This is a genomic window from Acinetobacter sp. CIP 64.7 (assembly GCF_000369745.1).
GTDB lineage: Bacteria > Pseudomonadota > Gammaproteobacteria > Pseudomonadales > Moraxellaceae > Acinetobacter > Acinetobacter fasciculus.
The window spans coordinates 54983-76086 of sequence record NZ_KB850179.1; the positions used below are offsets into that span (position 1 = coordinate 54983).

A 21104-nucleotide genomic window follows, 5' to 3' on the forward strand; every position below is an offset into this window, starting at 1 on the left:
GAAAGCAATGACAGTTCAAATTATTACCATTGATGGTCCAAGTGGGTCTGGCAAGGGCACGTTAGCAGCGAAACTGGCTGCACATTATCAGTTTCACTTATTGGATTCTGGTGCTTTATACCGCCTTTTGGGTTTGTCATTGCATCACCATGATTTGCTGGATTCGCTAGACACGAAATTGCCAGAATGCGTACAAATCGCAACAAATTTAGATATCCAGTTTGTCAGTACCGACACCGGGGTGCAGGTGTGGCTGGATGGTGAAGATGTGTCCCAAACTATTCGAACTGAACGGGTAGGAGAGTTTGCTTCAAAAGTTGCAGCAATTCCTGAGCTTAGAACAGCGATGGTTTCACGTCAGCATGCCTTTGCACAGGCGCCTGGTCTGGTAGCAGACGGACGTGATATGGCGACAAGTATCTTCCCGAATGCTCAGACAAAAATATATTTGACGGCCTCGGCTGAATCACGCGCGCAAAGACGTGTAAAGCAGTTGCAGGGCATGGGGCTGGATGTTAAAATAAGCGACATTTTAGCTAATATCATCGCTCGCGATAAACGAGATACGGAACGCGCTGTCGCTCCACTCAAGCCTGCGGATGATGCTTACATTATCGATAGTTCAGATTTGAATATCGATGAAGTATTCCAGCTGATGACCACTTATGTGGATCAGCAGTTAGCAAATTAACCCAATTTTATCAGCAAACGCATAGCTTGATCAGTTTTATATGGACTATGTAGATGCTTAATTAAACCGGCCTTGTCTGATCCAAGACCGCTGACTTTATCGGAAATATCATGACCGAATCTTTTGCAGCCCTCTTTGAAGCAAGCGAATTAAACCTCAACGTTGAAAAGGGTGCAGTTATCCAGGGCGTTGTAGTAAGCATTGACTCTGATTGGGTAACTGTTGACACTGGCCTTAAATCTGAAGGCGTTGTTGACCGTGCTGAGTTCTTAAATGAACAGCGCGAACTTGAAGTTCAAGTTGGCGACACTGTAGACGTAGTTGTTGAAGCACTTGACAACGGTATGGGTCAAACAGTTCTTTCTCGCGAAAAAGCTAAACGCGCAGAAACTTGGACTAAACTTGAAAAAATCTTTGAAGATGGCGAAATCGTTACTGGTGTTATCTCTGGTAAAGTTAAAGGTGGTTTCACTGTTGACATCGGTCCAGTACGTGCGTTCCTTCCAGGTTCTTTAGTTGATACTCGTCCTATTCGTGATACTACTCACCTAGAAGGCAAAGAGTTAGAATTCAAAGTAATCAAACTTGACGCTAAACGTAACAACGTTGTTGTTTCACGTCGTGCTGTTATGGAAGCTGAATCTTCAGCTGACCGTGAAGCTCTTCTTGCTCAGCTTGAGGAAGGTCAAACAGTTACTGGTACGATCAAAAATCTTACTGACTACGGCGCATTCGTTGACCTTGGCGGTATTGATGGTCTTCTTCACATCACTGACATGGCTTGGAAACGTATCAAGCACCCTTCAGAAGTTGTTGAAGTGGGTCAAGAAGTTACTGTTAAAGTACTTAAATTCGACCGCGAACGTAACCGTGTTTCTCTAGGTCTTAAACAGCTTGGCGAAGATCCATGGTTAGCGATCATGAACCGTTACCCTAAAGGTTCAATCGTTAAAGCGCGCGTAACTAACCTGACTGACTACGGTTGTTTCGCTGAAATCGCTGAAGGCGTTGAAGGTTTAGTACACGTTTCAGAAATGGATCACACGAACAAAAACATCCACCCATCTAAAGTTGTTCAGATTGGTGACGAAGTTGATGTTATGGTTCTTGAAGTTGATGAAGAACGTCGTCGTATTTCTCTTGGTATCAAACAAACTCGTGCTAACCCATGGGAAGAGTTTGCTAAAGATCACGACAAAGGCGAAAAAGTTTCTGGTACGATCAAATCTATCACTGACTTCGGTATCTTCATCGGTTTGCCAGGCGGTATCGACGGACTAGTTCACTTGTCTGATATTTCTTGGAACGAACAAGGCGAAGAAGCGATTCGTCGTTACAAGAAAGGCGACACTGTTGAAGCAGTTATCCTTTCTGTAGACGCTGAAGGCAACCGTATCAGCCTTGGCATCAAGCAAATGAACAACGATCCGTTCAATGACTTCCTTGCTGCTAACGAACGCGGTGCGTTGGTTAAAGGTACTGTAACTGCAGTTGACGCTAAAGGCGCGACTGTTAAGTTAGCTGACGAAGTTGAAGCGACTCTGAAAGCATCTGAAATCAACCGCGACCGCGTTGAAGATGCAACTAAGTTCCTTGAAGTTGGTCAAGAAGTTGAAGCGAAGATCATCAACGTAGATCGTAAATCTCGCGCAATCAACTTGTCTATCAAAGCGAAAGACGAAGCTGAAGAGAAAGAAGCAGTTGCTAACTTGAAAACAGCTCCTGCTGGTCAAGACAATGGTCCTAAGACGATTGGTGACCTGATCAAAGCTCAAATGGGCAACTAAGTAAGCGTTTGAATTGTATTGTTAATGTAAATTAACTAATACTTTTTATACAAATACTGTAAACGGTAGCGTAGTATTTAATTATTGCGCTACCGTTTTGTATTTAAACAGGTTATTATCGGGAAATAGATCCCAAGTAGCTTGATAATTAAAGAGGTCGCAGATGACTACTGAAGCACTTAATAAGTCTGACTTAATAGAGCGTATTGCGTTAAAAAATCCGCATTTGGCTGAGCCTTTAGTGGAAGAAGCAGTTAAAATTATGATTGATCAAATGATAGAAGCATTATCAACTGACAATCGTATCGAGATTCGTGGATTTGGTAGTTTTGCATTGCATCACCGTGAACCGCGCGTAGGTCGTAACCCTAAAACTGGTAAATCAGTAGAAGTGGCTGCAAAAGCAGTTCCGCACTTTAAACCAGGCAAGGCACTTCGTGACGCTGTGAACGAGTCTGCACAAAAATAATTGTAAATATTTTGCGGGGTGTTCATGCGTTACGTTCTGGTCATTCTTTTATTGGTACTGTTTGGTTATTCATTAGCTTTGGTTTTGCAAAACGGTACCGAATTGTCAGTGGACTTGTTATTTACTCAAGTTCCCGCAATGCGCCTGGGATTATTACTTCTCCTCACGTTATCTTTAGGTGTCGTTTTGGGCCTGTTATTGGGCGTTCAGATCTTCCGGGTTTTTCAGACGAATTGGGAAATTAAACGACTGCGTAAAGACATTGAACATCTACGTAAGGAACAGTTGAATACAGCCAAGTTAATGGCCGCTGAAGCAGCAGCCCATACCCGGCATGAAAAAACTGTATTAGATATTACCAATGAAAATCAAAGCCCATTATAATGGGCTTATTTTTTGCCTATATGAAGGGGTAATCTCTTGAGTATCATCGTCGCACTAGATGCCAAAAGCCAATTTGATGCCTTAGCCATTGCAGAACAGTTAGATCCTGCCTTGTGTCGACTTAAAGTTGGTAAAGAGTTATTTACCCATGAAGGTCCAATCATTGTCAAAGCGCTTCAAGATAGAGGCTTTGATGTATTTTTGGATCTGAAATTTCATGATATTCCAAATACAACAGCACAGGCAGTATGCGCGGCAGCAGATTTGGGTGTGTGGATGGTCAATGTGCATGCCTCAGGTGGCCGCAAGATGATGGAAACCTGTGTAGAGCGTTTACAAGCGGGTAATTATAAAACTCAGTTGATTGCAGTGACTGTATTGACGTCAATGGGCCGTGAAGACTTGAAAGATATTGGTCTGGATATTGAGCCAAATGAGCATGTAAAACGTCTGGCACAACTGACAAAAGACAGTGGTCTAGATGGGGTGGTTTGCTCAGCTCAAGAAGCGAAAATGTTACGTGAAACGATTGGAAAAGACTTTGCATTAGTGACACCCGGCATTCGTCCAGAAGGGTCGAATGCAGATGACCAGAAACGTATTGTGACACCGAAACAGGCAATGCTAGATGGCTCAACACATCTGGTAATTGGTCGCCCGATTACCCAGTCTAAAAATATGCGTCAGACTTTGAAAGATATTTTGGCAACGCTTTAATACGGTTTGAATGACAAAAAGCCTTTCAGTTGAAAGGCTTTTTTTATATATTGAAAAAATGGTTATAAAATAAAAAGGAAAAATGATGACTTCATCTGAACCACAATTATAAAAAGTACAGAATGACGTGATTCAAAATATTCAACAGGCAGAACAGCTTAAGCAACAAGAATAGCAACAACAGCAGGCAAGCTCAGCAGATCGGACAGCGGGGATCGATGTGGTCAGTTTGGCATCTGATGCCATCAGTCTTGCTTCGGATGTTATTGAAACAGTAGGCGATGCCTTAAGTGATATTGATTTAAGTTTTTAGTCAGCCCTCTCGGCCTACTTGCTTGTGCTTCGTTTTAAAATTCTGCTTTTAAACTGAATCAGGGAGGAGAGTTCCTCTTTATAAAAGAGGAATTTAGTGAGATTGAGAAAGTGATAAAGTAATTAAATCGCTGCCAGTACACTCACCATGACTGGTGCTAACAGTGACAAAATAAAACCACTGACCATGGCATGTGGAATAAAATCATGCCCACAGGCCTGTTTAACCATCGGTAGAGTCACATCCATCGCAGTTGCACCCGCTGCGGAAATGGCGGATCTTGGGTATCTCCAGCCCATACAATACATGAGTAAGATGGCAAAAATTTCTCTAAACAGGTCATTCATTAGCGCGATACTGCCGAGTTCTGCATTTCGAAGTTCTGTTACGACAACACCTGACATTGAGTAAAATCCATAGCCTTGTGACAGCATGATCAAATCTTTTAGACTGATGTCGGTGTTCCAGAATGAATAAAGCATGACTGCAAATAATGAACCAAAAATACAACCAATCGGAACTAAGAGAATTTTAAAATTTAACCAGGAACGATCTAAAGGTGAATAAGCCAGATCCAGGCCAATCATGAACATAAATACCAGCAACAAATGCCAGGTGCTGATTTGCACGGATAGATCAAATAGATTCAAGCCCGTATGTAAACAATATCCGCCTGCGAGAGCCAAAAAGGCATAGCTCATGTTCAGTAGGGATTTAAGCACCAGGTCGACGGATACCCGACCGGAACTAGGAGGATAACCTGCCCATTTAAATAGTAGATAGCAAAATGCAAAAGCACCGAGCGAGGTCAGAAAGGCAATGCTGATCGACGTACTCAAAATCTGGAGAGGATGCTGCAATTCATCTACCAATTGTGAAAATTCAAAGGCAATTGCAATCAATAAAACATAGCTAAAATAGGGCAATAGCTTGAAACAGATTTTAATAATCGAAAGCGGAATTTGTTTTGCCATGGCAAAACCGAGTGCTAGACAGAATAGAAGCTGAAAGATAAGCCAAAGCGATTGCATAAATTTAATGGATTGAAAAAATTACCTATAAATTATGCCACCGCTTGATGTCAGATGGTAAAAGCTTTTAGGCGACTTTATTCAATAATCGATAATCTGTGGCATTTGGCATTTGGCATTTGGCATTTGGCATTTGGCATTTGGCATTTGGCTTTTTGGTTTTGAGCCAGTATTTCCAGGTATAAGTTGGCCATAAGGCAAAGTTCTTGCCACCTTCCTGCTGATACCAGTTGACACAGCCAGATTGCCACACGGTCTTTTCAAACATATGTTGCACCTGCTGATTAAATGTATCTTGTGCCTGGTCTTTAACCATAATGGCATCGCTTTGGGATTGATCGACCAGTTGCATCAATTGCAAAATATATTCAACTTGTGCCTCAATCATAAAAATGACAGAATTGTGTGCCAATAGGGTATTTGGCCCCAGTAACTGAAACAGGTTTGGAAAGTCTTTCACGCAAATTCCATAATAGCTTTCAGCACCTTGTTTCCACATTTCATTCAGTTCTACGCCATCAAGCCCGGGTACATTGAAAATTCTTCATATAGATACGTGGATCGGTAATGAATCCGGTGCCATAAATCAGACAGTCAATCGGCCGCTCTTTTCCATCTTGTGTAATGATACTGTGTTCAGTCAGTTCCTGAATCTTCTCGGTCACCAGTTCCACATTATGGCGGTTAAACGTCGGGAAGTATTTATTTGAAACCAGAATACGTTTGCAGCCCATGATGTAATCGGGAGTTAGTTTCTTGGCCAATTCAGGGTTTTTGACCTCATATTTAATGAATAGTTCTGCCAGTTTTTGGGTGAATTTCATAATGCCCGGTTTGACAATCGGTACCACACGCGATTCATTTGACCAATACAGGCGGGCACGGTGTAGCTTTCTAAACCAGTCATATTTTTTAAAGAGTTTCTTTTCAAGATTCGGGTAGGCACGTTCATCCCGAGGAATGACCCAAGCCGCAGTACGTTGCATGACATACAGTTGTTTGCATTTCGGGGCAATTTCCGGAATATATTGAATGGCGCTGCCACCTGTTCCAATCGATGCGACATTTTTGCCAGTCGGGTCATAAGTGTGATCCAATTGCGCAGAATGAAAGACTTTGCCTTGGAATTTCTCAATACCGAGAATATCTGGGATTTGCGGAATATGTAAAGGTCCGGAAGCGAATATAACAAACTGGGCTTCAAGGATACTTTGATCCTGTAGCTGTAATTGCCATAGACAGCGTTCTGCCTGGTAATGTGCTGCCAGTACTTCGGTATTTAAACGGCAAAAAGCACGCAGGTTATAATCGGTCACCAGATCCTGAATATAAGAAAATATCTCGGGTGCTTCCGCATAACGTTTGGACCAATTGCTTTTCGGTGCAAATGACAAGGAATATAAATGTGATTGCACATCACAGGCTGCTCCAGGGTACTGATTGTCCCGCCAGGTTCCGCCAAAATCGCTACCTTTTTCAAGAATAATAAAATCATAAATACCATGCTGTTGTAAACGTATTGCCATGGCAATCCCTCCGCAACCAGCTCCAATAATGGCAACTTTGGTATGAGGGGGGGAGCGTGTAGCGGTGGCATGATCTAGCATCACTACATTCCTTACTTATTTTAATATTGGATATTTATCGTAATTTGCTCCCTGGTGATTAGACAGAAAATTGATCTAAACGGCAATAGCCGACACATTATTTTTATAGTACAACTAGAGCAATCACATTGTATTTGTATGGTTATGAAACGTTCTGTTCTCAGTCTGATGTATTTGATTCAAGGGATGCGCAAGGCTGGCATGGAAGTCGATCAGAAACTGCAAAACATTGGGCTGCGTGTAGATGCCTTTGATCCAAGTTCGGTGATCCATCCGAGTCTGGAACATGATGTGCTTAAGGTGGTGGGACAGGAAATCCAACCTGAACAGGGATTATTGATTGGTCAGCATTATGCTTTGGCAGGTTATGGTCCCTTACTCATGTTGCTGGTGACCAGTCCTACAGTACGCGATGCACTGAACCAGGTGATCCGTTTTCAGCAGTTGACCCATTTGACCGGTCAGTTGGATTTGCAGCAAAGCGAGCATCATAGCGCGCTGTGTTATCGAGCAAAGCAGCAGGATGATCATTTGGGAATGTTGCTGGCACAGGCGGAGATTTCCGGAACGTTTAAGTTTATCCGGGAAATTTACAAATTGATGGGCTTATCCAAACCTGATTTGCGGATCGAGTTGCCATTTGCCTATCCAGAAGATCTGAATACCTTAAAGGTCTACCATGATTATTATGGAACACAGGTACAGTTTGATGCATCTCGGGCAGCATTCTGGTTTGATGAAGCAGTGTTGGATATTAAAATTCCTTCTGCAGATGCGGTCACTTTTGCTGTCTATGAAGCCAAATGTCTGGCTGAACTGGAACGCTTGCAACAGGATGAGCAGACGCCGACTGTGGTGCAGCGCGTGCAGGATTATCTGGAGATCCAAAGCGGCCTGATGCCGAGCATGGCTGAAACGGCACAGGCGCTGAATATCCCGGAACGAACCTTACGGCATCAGTTACAGCAGTGTGATACCAGTTATAAGCAGATTCGCGAAGAAATTATTAAAGATAAAGCTTTGCGACTGATTGAATACAAACAGTATTCGATTGAAATGATTGCAGAATTATTAGGCTATTCCGAGCCGGCTGCTTTTAACCATGCCTTTAAACGCTGGTTTGGGCAAAGTCCTCGGCAATATATAAAATAGCCTAAGCTTGTTTATGCCAAAGTGTTATAGCGTGTTGATTAAACTCCGCTATAATTAAATTGATCCCAAATAGTACGAAATTCTATGTCCGATTTTAATTCACAGCACAGCACCGCTTTTAGTCCGATTTCTCCTGCAGAACGTTATGCACAAGCGATCTCTTCGGGACAGTTTATGCCTGATGAAGCACAGGCAATGGCAGTACATGAACTGAATCGTGTCTGGCTGGAATTGATTCAGCGTTTTAAGGCATCGAAAAAAGCATTTCGCCGCTTTCGCCGTCAGACATCTCCCAAAGGCGTCTATATGTGGGGCGGAGTAGGACGTGGCAAAACCTGGCTCATGGATCAGTTTTACGATTCGATTCCGTTTCGCCGTAAAACCCGGATGCATTTTCACCATTTTATGCAGCATGTGCATCGTGAGTTAAACAAATTATCCGGACAGCGTAACCCGCTAGATATCGTGGCGGATCGGATTTATAAAGAAGCCGTCATCATCTGTTTTGATGAATTCTTTGTATCCAATGTGACGGATGCGATGATCTTGAGTGATCTGTTCCAGAAGCTGTTTGAACGCGGTATTACCTTGGTCGCGACTTCGAATATCGCACCGGACGGTTTATATAAAAACGGCATTCACCGTGACCGTTTTATGCCTACCATCGAACTGGTCAAGAAAAACTGTGTGGTATTAAATGTTGATGCCGGAGTCGATTACCGTCTACGGGTTCTAAAACAGGCACAACTGTTTAAATTCCCGTTGACCCATGATCATAAAAACTGGATTGCACAACGTTTTAGCGCTTTGACTCAGACACAGACCTGTTCTGAAGAGCCGATTATTATCAACAACCGTATTGTTGAAACCGTGTCACATACTGAAGATGTATTGTGGTGCGAGTTTTCTGAGCTGTGTTTAAAACCACGAAGCCCGGCTGATTTTATTGAAATCGCCAATATTTATAATACGGTTTTGGTCAGCAATGTGCCGCACCTGACCGATTTCCTGAATGATGGAACACGCCGTTTTATTTATCTGGTGGATGAATTTTATGACCGCGGCGTCAAGTTGCTCTTAACCTCGGAAGATAATATCGTGGATATTTACGAGGGTGAGAAACTGGCCTTTGAAATTGAACGGACCCGTTCCCGTTTGCTGGAAATGCAGTCAGATGAATACCTGAATTCTGAACATCGCCAGATTGAGAAAATCGCCTCCGTGAACGGAGAGTAAGAATAAAAGCGCTGGTTATTTACTGGCGCTTTTTTTTATAAAAATAGGTACTTAAATTATCGACAAGCCTGATCAAACATGGCTTAATCTTGATCTAAATATGATCGTGTATAACTAAAATGCATAATTTTTACTCGAAAATCTGAACTTAAGTCTAATTTCTACATTTCGAAAACTTTATACACTGTCATTAGGGTATTTAGCAGAATGATATCTATTTGTAACTGAGAAATATCAAATATGTTTATGAGGGTATTCATATTGGAAAAAATGCTCAGTATTTAGCAATGTGATAATACTATTCAGCTAGATTTTAATCGGTATACTAGAATCTCTTGTATAAAAAGTAGCAATATCAGGAAAGACAATGACTGCACGTATTCAAAAAGGCAAGTTAGCGATTGCTAAAGAACTTTACGATTTCATCGAAAATGAAGCACTACCAGGTTCTGGTTTAGACAGCGAAACATACTGGAAAAACTTTGAACAAGTCGTTGTTGATCTTAGCCCTAAAAATAAAGCACTTTTGGCTAAGCGTGATGACATTCAGGCGAAAATTGATGAATGGCACCGCAATAACACATTTGAATTACAAGCTTACAAAGCTTTCTTGACTGAAATTGGCTACTTGTTACCAGAAGTAGAAGATTTTCAAATCAGCACTGAAAATGTAGACGAAGAAATTGCAATACTGGCAGGTCCACAGTTGGTGGTACCAGTACGTAATGCACGTTACTGCTTGAACGCTGCAAACGCACGTTGGGGTTCTTTGTACGATGCACTTTACGGTTTCGATGTCATCTCTGAAGAAGATGGTGCGGAAAAAGGCAAAGGTTATAACCCGAAACGTGGTGAAAAAGTTGTCGCATTTGCCAAGAATTTCCTCGACGAAACTTTCCCACTGGCACAAGGTTCGCATGCGGACGCAACTCAATACGCAGTTGAAGCTAATGCACTGGTTGTTACCCTAAAAGACGGTTCAAAAACAACTGTGGCAGATGCGGCTAAATTCGTTGGCTACAATGGCGAAGCTTCAGCACCGACTGAAATCGTATTTAAAAATAATGGTCTGCACGCTATTGTGCAAATTGATGCCAGCAGCCCGATTGGCCAAACTGATGCCGCTGGTGTAAAAGATGTGGTTCTTGAAGCTGCGGTTACGACCATTCAGGACTTGGAAGACTCGATTGCAGCCGTTGACGCTGAAGAAAAAGTGGAAGGCTACCGTAACTGGTTAGGCCTAATGAAAGGTACTTTAGAGGAGTCTATTGAGAAAAACGGTAAAACTGTTACCCGTAAACTGAATGAAGACCGTACTTTCAAAAATGTAGAAGGTGGTGAAACTAAAGTTCACGGCCGTTCATTGATGTTGCTACGTAATGTTGGTCATTTAATGACGAACCCTGCGATTCTGGTAGATGGCGCAGAAATCTATGAAGGCATCATGGATGCATTGGTTACGCCATTATTGTCTTTTGCAGACATCAAAGGTGAAAACACCATCAAGAACTCGCGTCAAGGTTCAATGTATATCGTTAAGCCGAAAATGCATGGTCCTGAAGAAGTGGCATTTGCCGTTGAATTGTTTGAACGTGCAGAACAGGCACTCGGCTTACCTGCAAAAACTTTAAAAATCGGGATTATGGATGAAGAACGTCGTACTTCTGTGAACTTGAAGAACTGTATTGCACAAGCCAAAGATCGTACTATCTTCATCAATACAGGTTTCATGGACCGTACTGGTGACGAAATCCATACCTTTATGGAAGCTGGTCCATTCGTTCGTAAAGGCGAAGTAAAAGGCCAAATCTGGTTCCCGGCTTATGAAAACCGTAACGTGATGATTGGTCTGCAAGCAGGTTTACGTGGTAAAGCACAGATTGGTAAAGGCATGTGGCCAAAGCCAGACATGCTGCTTGACATGTACAAAACCAAAACTGAACATCCTGAAGCGGGGGCGAGCTGTGCATGGGTTCCATCACCTACAGGTGCGGTGATTCACGCGATTCACTATCACCAGATTAATGTTGCAGACCGTCAGCAAGAGCTATTGTCGACTCAACCTTTATCTCTGGATGATTTGTTGACACCACCATTGGCGAAAGACACCAACTGGTCTGAAGAAGAAAAAACCAAAGAACTCGAAAATAACTGTCAAGGTATCTTGGGTTATGTCGTTCGTTGGGTAGATTTGGGTGTAGGTTGTTCTAAAGTGCCAGACATCAATGATGTCGGTTTAATGGAAGATCGTGCGACTCTACGTATTTCTTCACAACACGTTGCGAACTGGTTGCGTCACGGTATCGTAAGTCGTGAGCAAGTAGAAGAAGTGATGCAACGTATGGCGAAAATTGTGGATGAGCAAAATGCCAATGATCCACTGTATACGCCAATGTCTGCTGACTTTGCCAACAATATTGCGTTCCAGGCAGCATCTGACCTGATTTTTAAAGGTGGTGAGCAGCCATCAGGTTATACCGAGCCGCTTCTGCACGCAGCGCGTTTAAAGTTAAAAGGTTATACAGGTGACTAATCCTGTCTAGCTTAAAAAAGCCTCTTCGGAGGCTTTTTTATTGTCTAATGGTAAGCCGCTGTCGTTCTGACTAGAAATTTTCCAGCCGAACTCTTAAAGTGGGGCAAAGCATGCGAGGAAACAATAAAATGACAACAGTATATCAAAATTTAGATCAGCAATTTATTCATGGCCAGTGGCAAGGCGGTACTTCAACCAGAACAATAAAAAATATCAATCCCTATACCCAGAGCGAAATTTTTAGCATGGCAGCTGCCAGTTCTGTCGATGTAGACAGTGCTTATACCGCAGCAGAGCAGGCTTTTCAGCAGGGTGTTTTGAATTCCACTGAAGTACGAAAGACAGTGTTGCAAAATGTGATCACAATTATTCAGCAGCGTCGTGATGAAATCATTGACTGGCTGATTATTGAATCAGGCAGTACACGTATTAAAGCTGGCGTTGAGGTAGATGCTGCTCTGGGCATCATTCTGGAAAGTCTGGCTTTTCCAGATCAGATCCAAACTGAACAGCTGGAAAGCAAAGATCCAGCACGTAAAAGTTTAGTTTTGCGTAAGCCTTTAGGCGTGATTGCTGTCATTAGTCCATGGAACTTTCCATTTCATTTATCCTTACGCTCAGTGGCTACTGCAATTGCCTGTGGCAATACCGTTGTATTGAAGCCGGCCAGTGATACGCCGGTGACTGGCGGCACCTTAATCGGCAAGCTATTTGAAGAAGCAGGTTTGCCTGCAGGTACACTGAATATTGTTGCCGGTGCTGGCAGTGAAATCGGGGATTATTTTGTTGAGCATTCAGTGCCGAAAATGATTTCATTTACCGGTTCGACTGAAGTGGGGAAAAGTGTCGGTAGCAAAGCCTTGGCTAGTCCCCGCATCAAACGTCTGGCACTTGAACTGGGTGGCAATGCGCCTTTGGTCATTCTGGATGATGCCGATCTTGATCTAGCAGTTGAACTGACGCTGATGGGGCGTTTTATGCATCAGGGACAAATTTGCATGAGTACCAATCGGGTTATTGTCGATGCCTCTATTTATGATGCCTATGTAGATAAGCTTCTGGATCGGATCAAAATGATTCCGGTGGGTGATCCAAATCTGGAAGATACCATGATCGGTCCGATCATTAACCAGAGTCAGGTTAAAAAGCATCAACAGATCATTCAAACGGGCAGCGAGCAGGGCGCGCAACTGGTCTATGAAGGAGGAATTGAAGGGAATCTGGTTTCTCCGCATATTTTTATTGATGTTGCGGAAGATTCCGATCTGGCGCAGCAAGAAAGCTTCGGTCCGATTTTACCTATCTTAAAAGCCCGGGATGAAGCACATGCTTTAAACCTAGCCAATGCGACCGAGTTTGGCTTATCCAGTGCAGTATGTACCTCAAACATGGAGCGAGGCTGCGCGTTTGCGGCACAACTGGATATTGGGATGACACATATTAATGGCATTAGTGTTGCAGACCAGTCAAATGCACCCTTTGGTGGCGAGAAAAATTCAGGATTGGGTCGTTTTAATGGCCGCTGGATTTTTGAGGAATTTACCCGGACACATTGGTTGACTGTCCCGAATTCATAACAGTCAACACGCCTAAAACTATAGAAATACGACAGGCTTCGACTTGGCAGCACGGTATAATCTAATGGTCGAATGATTTACATATATGAGCCATGTGCGCCAATTTTAAGCCTTTAACCTTAGAGCAGTTGCATAATCTGGGATTGCCAGAAATTCCTTTTGAATATCCAGAGGAGGTTTATCCCAATTATGCTACACCGCTTTTGTTTCATTCAGCTCAAGGACTGGAATGGCGTCCTGTGAATTTTGGACTCATTCCGAAATGGGCAGAAGACAAAACTATAGGCACCAAGACCTATAACGCCAGAAATGAAACCTTACTGCAAAGGCCCACCTTCGCTGAAGCCACCGCCAAATGTCATTTTGGCGTCATTCCGGTATCGGAATTTTATGAGTCCAAATATTTTGACAATAAACCGCAGCGTTGGGGTGTAAGACGTAAAGATGGTCAGGCGACTTTTATTGCAGCTGTGTATGAGATTGCTCGGGTACAAGGTGAAATTGTACGCTCTGCCAGTATGATTACCATGGATGCAATTGACCATCCCATGATGAAGGAGTTTCATGAGCCGGGTAATATCAAACGCTCGGTTATTGTGATTCCACAGCAGCGACTGCAAGAATGGCTAACGCTAAGGCATCCGGATATTCGTAGCTTTGTAGAGGGCTTTCCGGTAGAAGATTTTGAATGCTCACATGTACCAAAAGAAAAAATCAAAAAAGTCAGTCCACAACTGAACTTTTTTGATTTTTAGAAAGCTCTGGCGAATTATTTATTATTATAAAGTATGCGCCAATTCGCCAGCGTCTATTTAAAATAAAAAGTAGGTCTTTAACGAGCTAAATTTTTGAAAATATGACGTAAACTTTCCATGGTTTTTTCAATTTGCAAAGGCGTCAGGCCTTCAAATGACTGTTCCAGTACGACATTGGTCAGATCATTGATCTTATGTGTCATTTGCATGCCTTTGTCAGTCAAAAATACTCGGGTAATCCGTGCGTCATCCTCACATGAATAGGTTTCAACCAGACCTTCGTCTTTTAAGCGGTAGACAATTTTAGTCGTGGTCGACATTTTAGAAACAACCATCTCTGACAAATCAGAAACACTGGCATGCGGTTTGGCTTTTAGTGCAAGAAGGATGCGGCGGCGGGAATTGTCAACACCATACTTTTTTAGTGCATGATCGACATTAACGACGTATTGAGCATGAACCTGAGTTACCCAATAATATGGAAAGTTTTCTAAATTAAATTCTTCCGTACACGGCAAAAATTTTGCATATTTCTTAGTCATGAAATGTTCCTTGTATTTATTTTTCTAGGGCCCGTTCATTTTATGAAAAAGTTTATGCATATTTCAACCTTTATTTTAAAAATGTTAAAGCGCTAACACTTTTTAGTTTTGCTTAACATCCCAAGGAGTTGATCAGTTCTGCATGTGAGCCTTATCTGGCGCGAAGATTGTTCTTTAAAATCGGATGAAAGGCGATAATATTTTGTATAAATTTAATTCCTCATTATGTATTTCGTGAGTAGAAATGTTTTCCAAGACTTTTTATTGTTCTTAAGCAGCCTGTCTGAATAGGTTTTAATGCAAATAATTGTATTTCAATAAATTAATCGATTTAAGAAATATAGGGTGATTGAGTGGTTTTAGTCAATATAGTAAATGATTATTTACAGCTATATTTTTAAGTGATTGTTCTTTCAATAAAAAAATAGTTTATGCTCTAATCTTTAAGTGACCTTAAAAGTAATGGTCTAATCAAACTAAATTCTGTTTATTTTTAATTCAATTTGAATAAATGATGTAGAAAAAATTAAAATTAATCAGTTTCAGCATCAATCAGTTGATCATAAAAGTCTCAATAAAATCATGATCATGTAATTTTTTTGTAAATTAATACATTACAAAATACTCAGTTTATGCATAATGGAATAGTCTTAAGTTGCATAGGTTAAATTTTAATGGATCCCTCGCCGTGCGTTGATCTTCCATCTCTATTTCTAGCTTACTCGAACGGGGTCATTCTCTAATGGAATTTTTATTAGATCCCGGAATCTGGGTAGGTTTAATTACTCTTATTATTCTTGAAATTGTTTTAGGTATTGATAACCTAGTCTTCATTGCCATTCTGGCTGAAAAACTTCCTCCTGAACAACGCGATAAAGCACGTGTTATTGGTTTGTCTCTCGCATTATTCATGCGTCTAGGCCTGTTATTTGCCATTGCCTGGTTGGTCACTTTGACACAACCATTGATTACTGTGTTTGACTGGACCTTCTCCGGTCGGGACCTGATCTTGTTATTTGGTGGCTTGTTCCTGGTGTATAAGGCCGTTACTGAGCTGCATGAAAAGATTGAAGGTAAACCTGAAGTCACAGTGTCTACCAATGTGGTATATGCAAGTTTCACTGCTGTTGTTGCACAGATTGTTGTTTTAGATGCTGTTTTCTCTTTAGATTCAGTGATTACCGCCATTGGTATGGTCGACAATATTTATGTCATGATGGCTGCCATGATTGTCGCAATGGGCGTGATGCTACTGGCATCGAAACCATTGACCAATTTTGTGAACCGTCATCCAACCGTGGTGATTCTGTGTTTAAGCTTCCTACTTTTGATTGGTATCAGTCTAATTGCAGAAGGTTTTGGTTTCCATATTCCTAAAGGCTATATCTATTCAGGTATTGGTGTTGCGATCATAATTGAAGCATTTAACCAGTTTGGTCAGCGTAATGCTGCTAAACATGAATCTAAGATTCCTTTGCGTCATCGTACGGCTGACTCGATCCTAAAGTTAATGGGTGGCAAGTTAGAGACGACAGATACTCAAAATAATGAGGCACAAGAAACCTTTGCAGATGAAGAGCGCTATATGATTGGTGGGGTACTTACCCTTGCAGAGCGTTCAGTCGCTTCGATCATGACGCCGCGCGGTCAGATTTCATGGGTTGATCTGGAAGATAGCCCAGAACAGATCCGTGAAAAAATTCTATCTGTTCCACACAGTCTGTTCCCGGTATGTCGCGGTAGCCTAGATAAGGTGATTAGCGTAGTACGTGCCAAAGAATTATTGGATGTACTGGAAGAGCCGGAAGAATTAAAAGCACTGATTAAACGTCATCGCCCAATTTATATCTTTGAAAAAATGAAAGTTATTGACGCAATCAATACCTTGCGTACCTCTAAAGGTTCTTTGGTCTTGGTGAGTGATGAGTTTGGTAATGTGCAGGGTCTGATTTCACCGCTAGATGTGTTTGAAGCAATTGCCGGTGAATTCCCGGATGCTGATGAACAGCTAGATCTAGTTAAAATCGATGATACGCACTGGATTGCATCGGGCATGTTAGATCTTTATCAGCTTGAACTGGAACTTGGCATGATTGATCTGATTGATGAAGATGCCGGTTATATCAGTGTTGCGGGTTTGATTCTGGATAAAACCAACAGTACGGTTGACGTGGGCACCGAGTTAAATTATCAAGGTGTACAGTTCAAAGTCACTGAAATTGAAAGCAATCGTATCAAGTCGGTCAGCATTCATTACGCAGGTTAAATAGGTGTTTTAAACACGTTATTTATTCAAATCTTAAAAGTCAGTTGCTTTAGTGGCAGCTGGCTTTTTTAATGCATATTTGTAAAGCTGACTTATTGAAATCAAAGTTAGCTCATTGTTTGAACTGATTTTTATTAGTCTATTCATACTATTAGTCATGTTCCCGATTGAGCTGAATATCCTAGTATTGCACTGAAATTTTAAAGCCGAAAAAGTCAAATCAGCAATCAAAAATAAGCATGATCAGGCTTTAAATATTGATTTATGTAACCTGTTAATCAAAACTTAAAAGTCATATTTAAATACTGACAAAAAATTGAACTACAATTCACATGAACTAGATTTGCGTGATGCAAACAGATCTTAAGTAAAATGGAAACCGTTTGTGTGGAAATCACTAGATAAGTTGTATAAAGCCTACTCAGTTCAGAATAAAACTACTCAAAAATGATCTCCGAAAGAGCTAGGCAGAACATTTCTAAGGAGATCAATAAAGCAAATGAGTAGGATCAATCTAGGGCCTGTCATCAATTAGCTTGAGAAAATCTAATCTGTCCTCATTATTTTTTCATGACTAAACGCTATGCATTAAGAGATGATCAGTGGGAACGGATCAAGGATCTGTTGCCTGGACGGCCGGGTACTGTTGGAGTAACCGCCAAAGACAACCGATTATTTGTTGAGGCAATACTCTATCGTTATCGTTCAGGTATTCCGTGGCGAGACTTACCCGAACGGTTCGGTGATTTTAGAGTCGTACATACCCGTTTTAGCCGTTGGGCTAAAACAGGCGTGTGGCAGAGAGTTTTTGAAGTGCTATCACATGACAGTGATAATGAATATGCCATGCTGGACTCAACCATTGTGCGCGCTCATCAACACAGTGCCGGAAAAAAAAGAACAGGCGATCGGACGCAGTAAAGGTGGCTTAAGTACCAAAATTCATGCCCGTACTGATGCTTTAGGCAACCCAACAGGATTTTATCTCACTGCCGGGCAGGCCCATGACTTGAACGGTGCCGATGTGTTACTGGACTTATCGTTAAGCCAAACATGGCTTATGGATAAAGCCTACAATTCCAGGGATCGAGTGATTGATCCGATTCATAAGATCAATGGTCAAGTCGTGATGCCATCCAAAAGTAACGCGATTGATCAGCGTGATTATGACCAACATCTTTATAAGGCAAGACATCTGATCGAGAATTTCTTCGCCAAGCTCAAGCAGTATCGAGGTATTGCTACGCGCTATGATAAATTGGCTCAAAACTTCCTGTCAGCGATCTACCTTGCCTCAATCATGATATGGCTTAATTGATGACACGCCCTAAATAGGGATGATTATCTATTAAAGAGAATAAACACCCATGAAGTGACCCGTAAACTAAATGGATTCTGGCAGAATTTTAAAGTTGGCGTATTGTCGGATTGTTTCAGTATTGAGTTGATGGATTTCATCCAGAAAGGCGACATTAAAACAGCCTAACTGTTGCGCAGGTTCAAATGCCAATTGACCGGCAATTGCAAAATGTACATGCGCAGTCAATGCAGCAAGGACGGGAGACGTTACTGCACTATATGCAGCAATCAGTGCACCGAGCGCACATCCCATCGCCGTGATTCGGGGCTGTAAAGCAGAACCGCCTGACACCTGTATCACAGGATAGTCTTTCGAAATAATGTAATCAGATTCACCGGAGATTGCGATACATTCACAATGATCCAGCAAACTTCGCGCCTGTAAATAAACATCCGCACTGTCTACTGTGCTGTCTACACCCTTGGACTCGATCTGCTTGCCAGCCAAAGCACCAATTTCAGAAGCATTGCCTCGTAAAATCGTAGGCTGGGAATGCATCAACTGATCTACGACGCCAGAACGCCAGCGCAGAACTGTTCCATAACCGACCGGATCAAGCACCCACGGTTTTTGCAATTGATGTGCAGTTTTCGCAACAATCTGCATCGCCTGAACCTGCTCGGTAGTTGGTGTACCCAGATTCAGACTGATTGCTGCTGCAATCTTGGCAAAACTTTCAGCTTCAAAAGGATTGTCGATCATGGCCGGAGAAGCATGTGCAGCCAGTACAATATTGGCGACATAGTTGCTGGCCACCGTATTGGTCATGATATGCACCAGGGGTTGCTGTTGCTGAAGTTTCAACCAGGCTTCACAGATCTGGTCCAGAAGTGTTTGCTGTAATGCTTGCATCGAAGTAGTCATCGTGGTCATTTAGAATAGGAGAAAGATTCGTTGTATTCGGTCAGCGGGTAAAATAATGGTCTTGATGCTTGCAGCTACGACAGAACAGGCTGACATAGTCACTGGCATCATAATCCACCGACAGTTCCTGTGAGCCGCAGTGCATACAACGTTTCTGGGAATAAAATTTCAGGCGAGGTTCGATCTTGTGCCACGAACGCCACACCGGCTGAAAGAAGATATTTTCATCATAGCCCAAAAACCGATAAAACAGGATTTCGCTCATCTTGCTGAATGCCAGTTGCGGTGGACGCGGCAGGGTAGAGGTTTCCCATTTTTCTGTAACTGAACGTTCGCGGTACTGCTGCAAGGTTTTTTTCAGCAGATTGGTATTAATAAAGTTTTCATTGCGGGGCTTGAGGGCTTTTTGTTTATATAGATATTCCAGCCCGGTCTGCACCAGATAATAAATCTGACCCACAGCCAGTACATCCAAAAGACGATAGCAAAAGGTCTGAAAGCTCTGATTTCCGGCAATTTGCACATTCCAGCTACGGCAATAGAATTGGGCAAACTGAATGATTTCTTCATATAGCAGGCAATAGAGTGCATCTTTGACTTCATCTGCACTTTTAAAGGGCACACCTTGGCTCAGGTTTTGATAAAACCAGTTGCGCAGCTGCTGGGTGATACTGAACAGGGTCGGTTCAGAATAACCATCCAGTCGCACATTAATATAATAATGCTGATTTTCCTGCTGGAGATCTTTGGGAATCAGAACCTGATCCCTGATTAGGATTTTTACCAGACCATGCTGAAACAGATAGTTGGGACTGATGGAATAATATCGAATTTGATGCCAGTCAATATATTCACGGTGCTGACTATATTCCTGCACCTGTTCATCCAGAACCGAAAGTAAAAACAGCTTATTGATAAAACTGAGCTGATTCAGCTCAAGAACCGGCCGATCCTGTTTTTTATGATATTGACGGTTTTCCTGTAAACGGACTTCCTTGAGCATGCGTTTACGCTGCGCCAGACATTGTTCGCAATAACAATTGTGCTTTTGATCGGAGTAAAGCTGATGCTGGCAATGGCTGCATTCATGATAGCTCAGCTCCTGATCATATTGTTCTGCCTCAATCCAATACATCGATGCCTTACACAATGGGCAGTGAGTACTTTCATCAAGCTGTTTTTGCAGAACACTGAATACCATGGTCGCGAGCAACTCTAGAATGGAAGGGCATTTGATTATACACGGCTGATGAGATGCAAACGTAGTGGACTGGTGCAATTTTTCTAAATCAAAATTAGTCACCCAAACAAGAGAAGAGCTACCGAAGTAGCTCTGATTTTAAAAACATGAAATGACGTTTTTTAAACCGGGCAGGGTAATGTGTCGTCCTCCTCGCCGCGGTGTTTGGCATGAATTAAGGCCTGAACCTTTTTAGAGGGCACTTTTTTGGCACCGAGTGCATCGTAGGTGTTGAGAATGGCAGTCACTTCATGGGCCTGAAGCGGAATGCCTTCACAGCTCATCAACAGGGCAATCACTTTATGGTCAATATTGGCCTGATCCAGGGTCTGCAAAGTTTTGATATTTTCGATCCGTACAACATGCTGTTTTAAATACATGGCTCACCTCATCATCGTTATCATTATTCTTTCATTGGAAGTGTGGAAAAACACAGTTTAACTGTAGCAAGAAGTGTGCTCATTTATTAATCAGAATTTATTCGGTACTCAGCAAATAAAATTATATATTTTTAAATCAGTTATTTATGAAAATGTCAGAAATTATGATCCTGACTATTTTTATGGCACAGATATTTCTT

General features: G+C 42.0%; 16 protein-coding genes and 2 pseudogenes. 12 read left to right on the forward strand and 6 right to left on the reverse strand.

Features of this window, described 5'->3' with window-relative positions; translation table 11 throughout:
* Positions 1-7 precede the first annotated feature (7 nt).
* The 5 genes from cmk to pyrF all read left to right on the forward strand — a co-directional run bounded on the left by cmk (position 8) and on the right by pyrF (position 4048).
* Positions 8-691: a (d)CMP kinase gene (cmk, locus tag F890_RS06685; RefSeq protein ID WP_005266196.1), complete on the forward strand. Its 684-nt coding sequence runs from the start codon at positions 8-10 to the stop codon at positions 689-691.
* A gap of 110 nt (positions 692-801) precedes the next feature.
* Positions 802-2478, forward strand: coding sequence for a 30S ribosomal protein S1 (gene rpsA, locus F890_RS06690; protein WP_004278854.1), 1677 nt, complete (start codon positions 802-804; stop codon positions 2476-2478).
* Between the two features lie 163 nt (positions 2479-2641).
* Entirely contained in the window at positions 2642-2947 is a 306-nt protein-coding gene (locus F890_RS06695) for an integration host factor subunit beta (protein ID WP_004278853.1), read from the forward strand.
* Between the two features lie 24 nt (positions 2948-2971).
* Positions 2972-3331: a lipopolysaccharide assembly protein LapA domain-containing protein gene (locus F890_RS06700; RefSeq protein ID WP_004278852.1), complete on the forward strand. Its 360-nt coding sequence runs from the start codon at positions 2972-2974 to the stop codon at positions 3329-3331.
* A 36-nt stretch (positions 3332-3367) separates the two neighbouring features.
* On the forward strand, positions 3368-4048 hold the full coding sequence (gene pyrF / locus F890_RS06705; RefSeq protein ID WP_004278851.1) for an orotidine-5'-phosphate decarboxylase: 681 nt from the start codon (positions 3368-3370) through the stop codon (positions 4046-4048).
* A gap of 435 nt (positions 4049-4483) precedes the next feature.
* On the opposite strand, the gene F890_RS06710 is transcribed toward pyrF, so the two are convergent.
* On the reverse strand, positions 4484-5392 hold the full coding sequence (locus tag F890_RS06710; protein ID WP_004278850.1) for a LysO family transporter: 909 nt from the start codon (positions 5390-5392) through the stop codon (positions 4484-4486).
* A 67-nt stretch (positions 5393-5459) separates the two neighbouring features.
* A pseudogene (locus F890_RS06720) lies at positions 5460-6999 on the reverse strand (flavin-containing monooxygenase).
* Positions 7000-7143: 144 nt separating this feature from the next.
* Here F890_RS06720 and F890_RS06725 point away from each other — a divergent pair.
* The 5 genes from F890_RS06725 to F890_RS06745 all read left to right on the forward strand — a co-directional run bounded on the left by F890_RS06725 (position 7144) and on the right by F890_RS06745 (position 14252).
* The gene (locus F890_RS06725) at positions 7144-8151 is read left to right on the forward strand and encodes a helix-turn-helix domain-containing protein (RefSeq protein WP_004278848.1); all 1008 of its coding nucleotides are present in this window, start codon (positions 7144-7146) and stop codon (positions 8149-8151) included.
* Between the two features lie 84 nt (positions 8152-8235).
* Complete coding sequence (zapE, locus tag F890_RS06730; protein WP_004278847.1) at positions 8236-9387, forward strand: cell division protein ZapE; 1152 nt, start codon at positions 8236-8238, stop codon at positions 9385-9387.
* 367 nt (positions 9388-9754) lie between these two features.
* The gene (locus tag F890_RS06735; RefSeq protein WP_004278846.1) at positions 9755-11920 is read left to right on the forward strand and encodes a malate synthase G; all 2166 of its coding nucleotides are present in this window, start codon (positions 9755-9757) and stop codon (positions 11918-11920) included.
* Positions 11921-12048: 128 nt separating this feature from the next.
* Positions 12049-13497: an aldehyde dehydrogenase family protein gene (locus F890_RS06740; protein ID WP_004731470.1), complete on the forward strand. Its 1449-nt coding sequence runs from the start codon at positions 12049-12051 to the stop codon at positions 13495-13497.
* A 92-nt stretch (positions 13498-13589) separates the two neighbouring features.
* On the forward strand, positions 13590-14252 hold the full coding sequence (locus F890_RS06745; RefSeq protein WP_004278844.1) for an SOS response-associated peptidase family protein: 663 nt from the start codon (positions 13590-13592) through the stop codon (positions 14250-14252).
* A 77-nt stretch (positions 14253-14329) separates the two neighbouring features.
* Here F890_RS06745 and F890_RS06750 read toward each other — a convergent pair whose 3' ends face one another.
* Entirely contained in the window at positions 14330-14794 is a 465-nt protein-coding gene (locus F890_RS06750; RefSeq protein WP_004278843.1) for a MarR family winged helix-turn-helix transcriptional regulator, read from the reverse strand.
* A 742-nt stretch (positions 14795-15536) separates the two neighbouring features.
* Between F890_RS06750 and F890_RS06755 the strand changes: the two genes are divergently transcribed.
* Together F890_RS06755 and F890_RS18095 are read left to right on the forward strand one after the other, a co-directional pair.
* A complete protein-coding gene (locus F890_RS06755) occupies positions 15537-17060 on the forward strand; it encodes a TerC family protein (protein ID WP_004731467.1) in 1524 nt (507 codons plus the stop codon).
* Between the two features lie 570 nt (positions 17061-17630).
* Positions 17631-18378 (forward strand): annotated as a pseudogene (locus F890_RS18095) (IS5 family transposase).
* A 66-nt stretch (positions 18379-18444) separates the two neighbouring features.
* On the opposite strand, the gene thiM reads toward F890_RS18095, so the two are convergent.
* The 3 genes from thiM to F890_RS06775 all read right to left on the reverse strand — a co-directional run bounded on the left by thiM (position 18445) and on the right by F890_RS06775 (position 20904).
* Entirely contained in the window at positions 18445-19293 is an 849-nt protein-coding gene (thiM, locus tag F890_RS06765) for a hydroxyethylthiazole kinase (protein WP_005266199.1), read from the reverse strand.
* 31 nt (positions 19294-19324) lie between these two features.
* Positions 19325-20485, reverse strand: coding sequence for a hypothetical protein (locus F890_RS06770; RefSeq protein ID WP_004278840.1), 1161 nt, complete (start codon positions 20483-20485; stop codon positions 19325-19327).
* 161 nt (positions 20486-20646) lie between these two features.
* Complete coding sequence (locus F890_RS06775; protein ID WP_004278839.1) at positions 20647-20904, reverse strand: hypothetical protein; 258 nt, start codon at positions 20902-20904, stop codon at positions 20647-20649.
* Between the last annotated feature and the right edge of the window lie 200 nt (positions 20905-21104).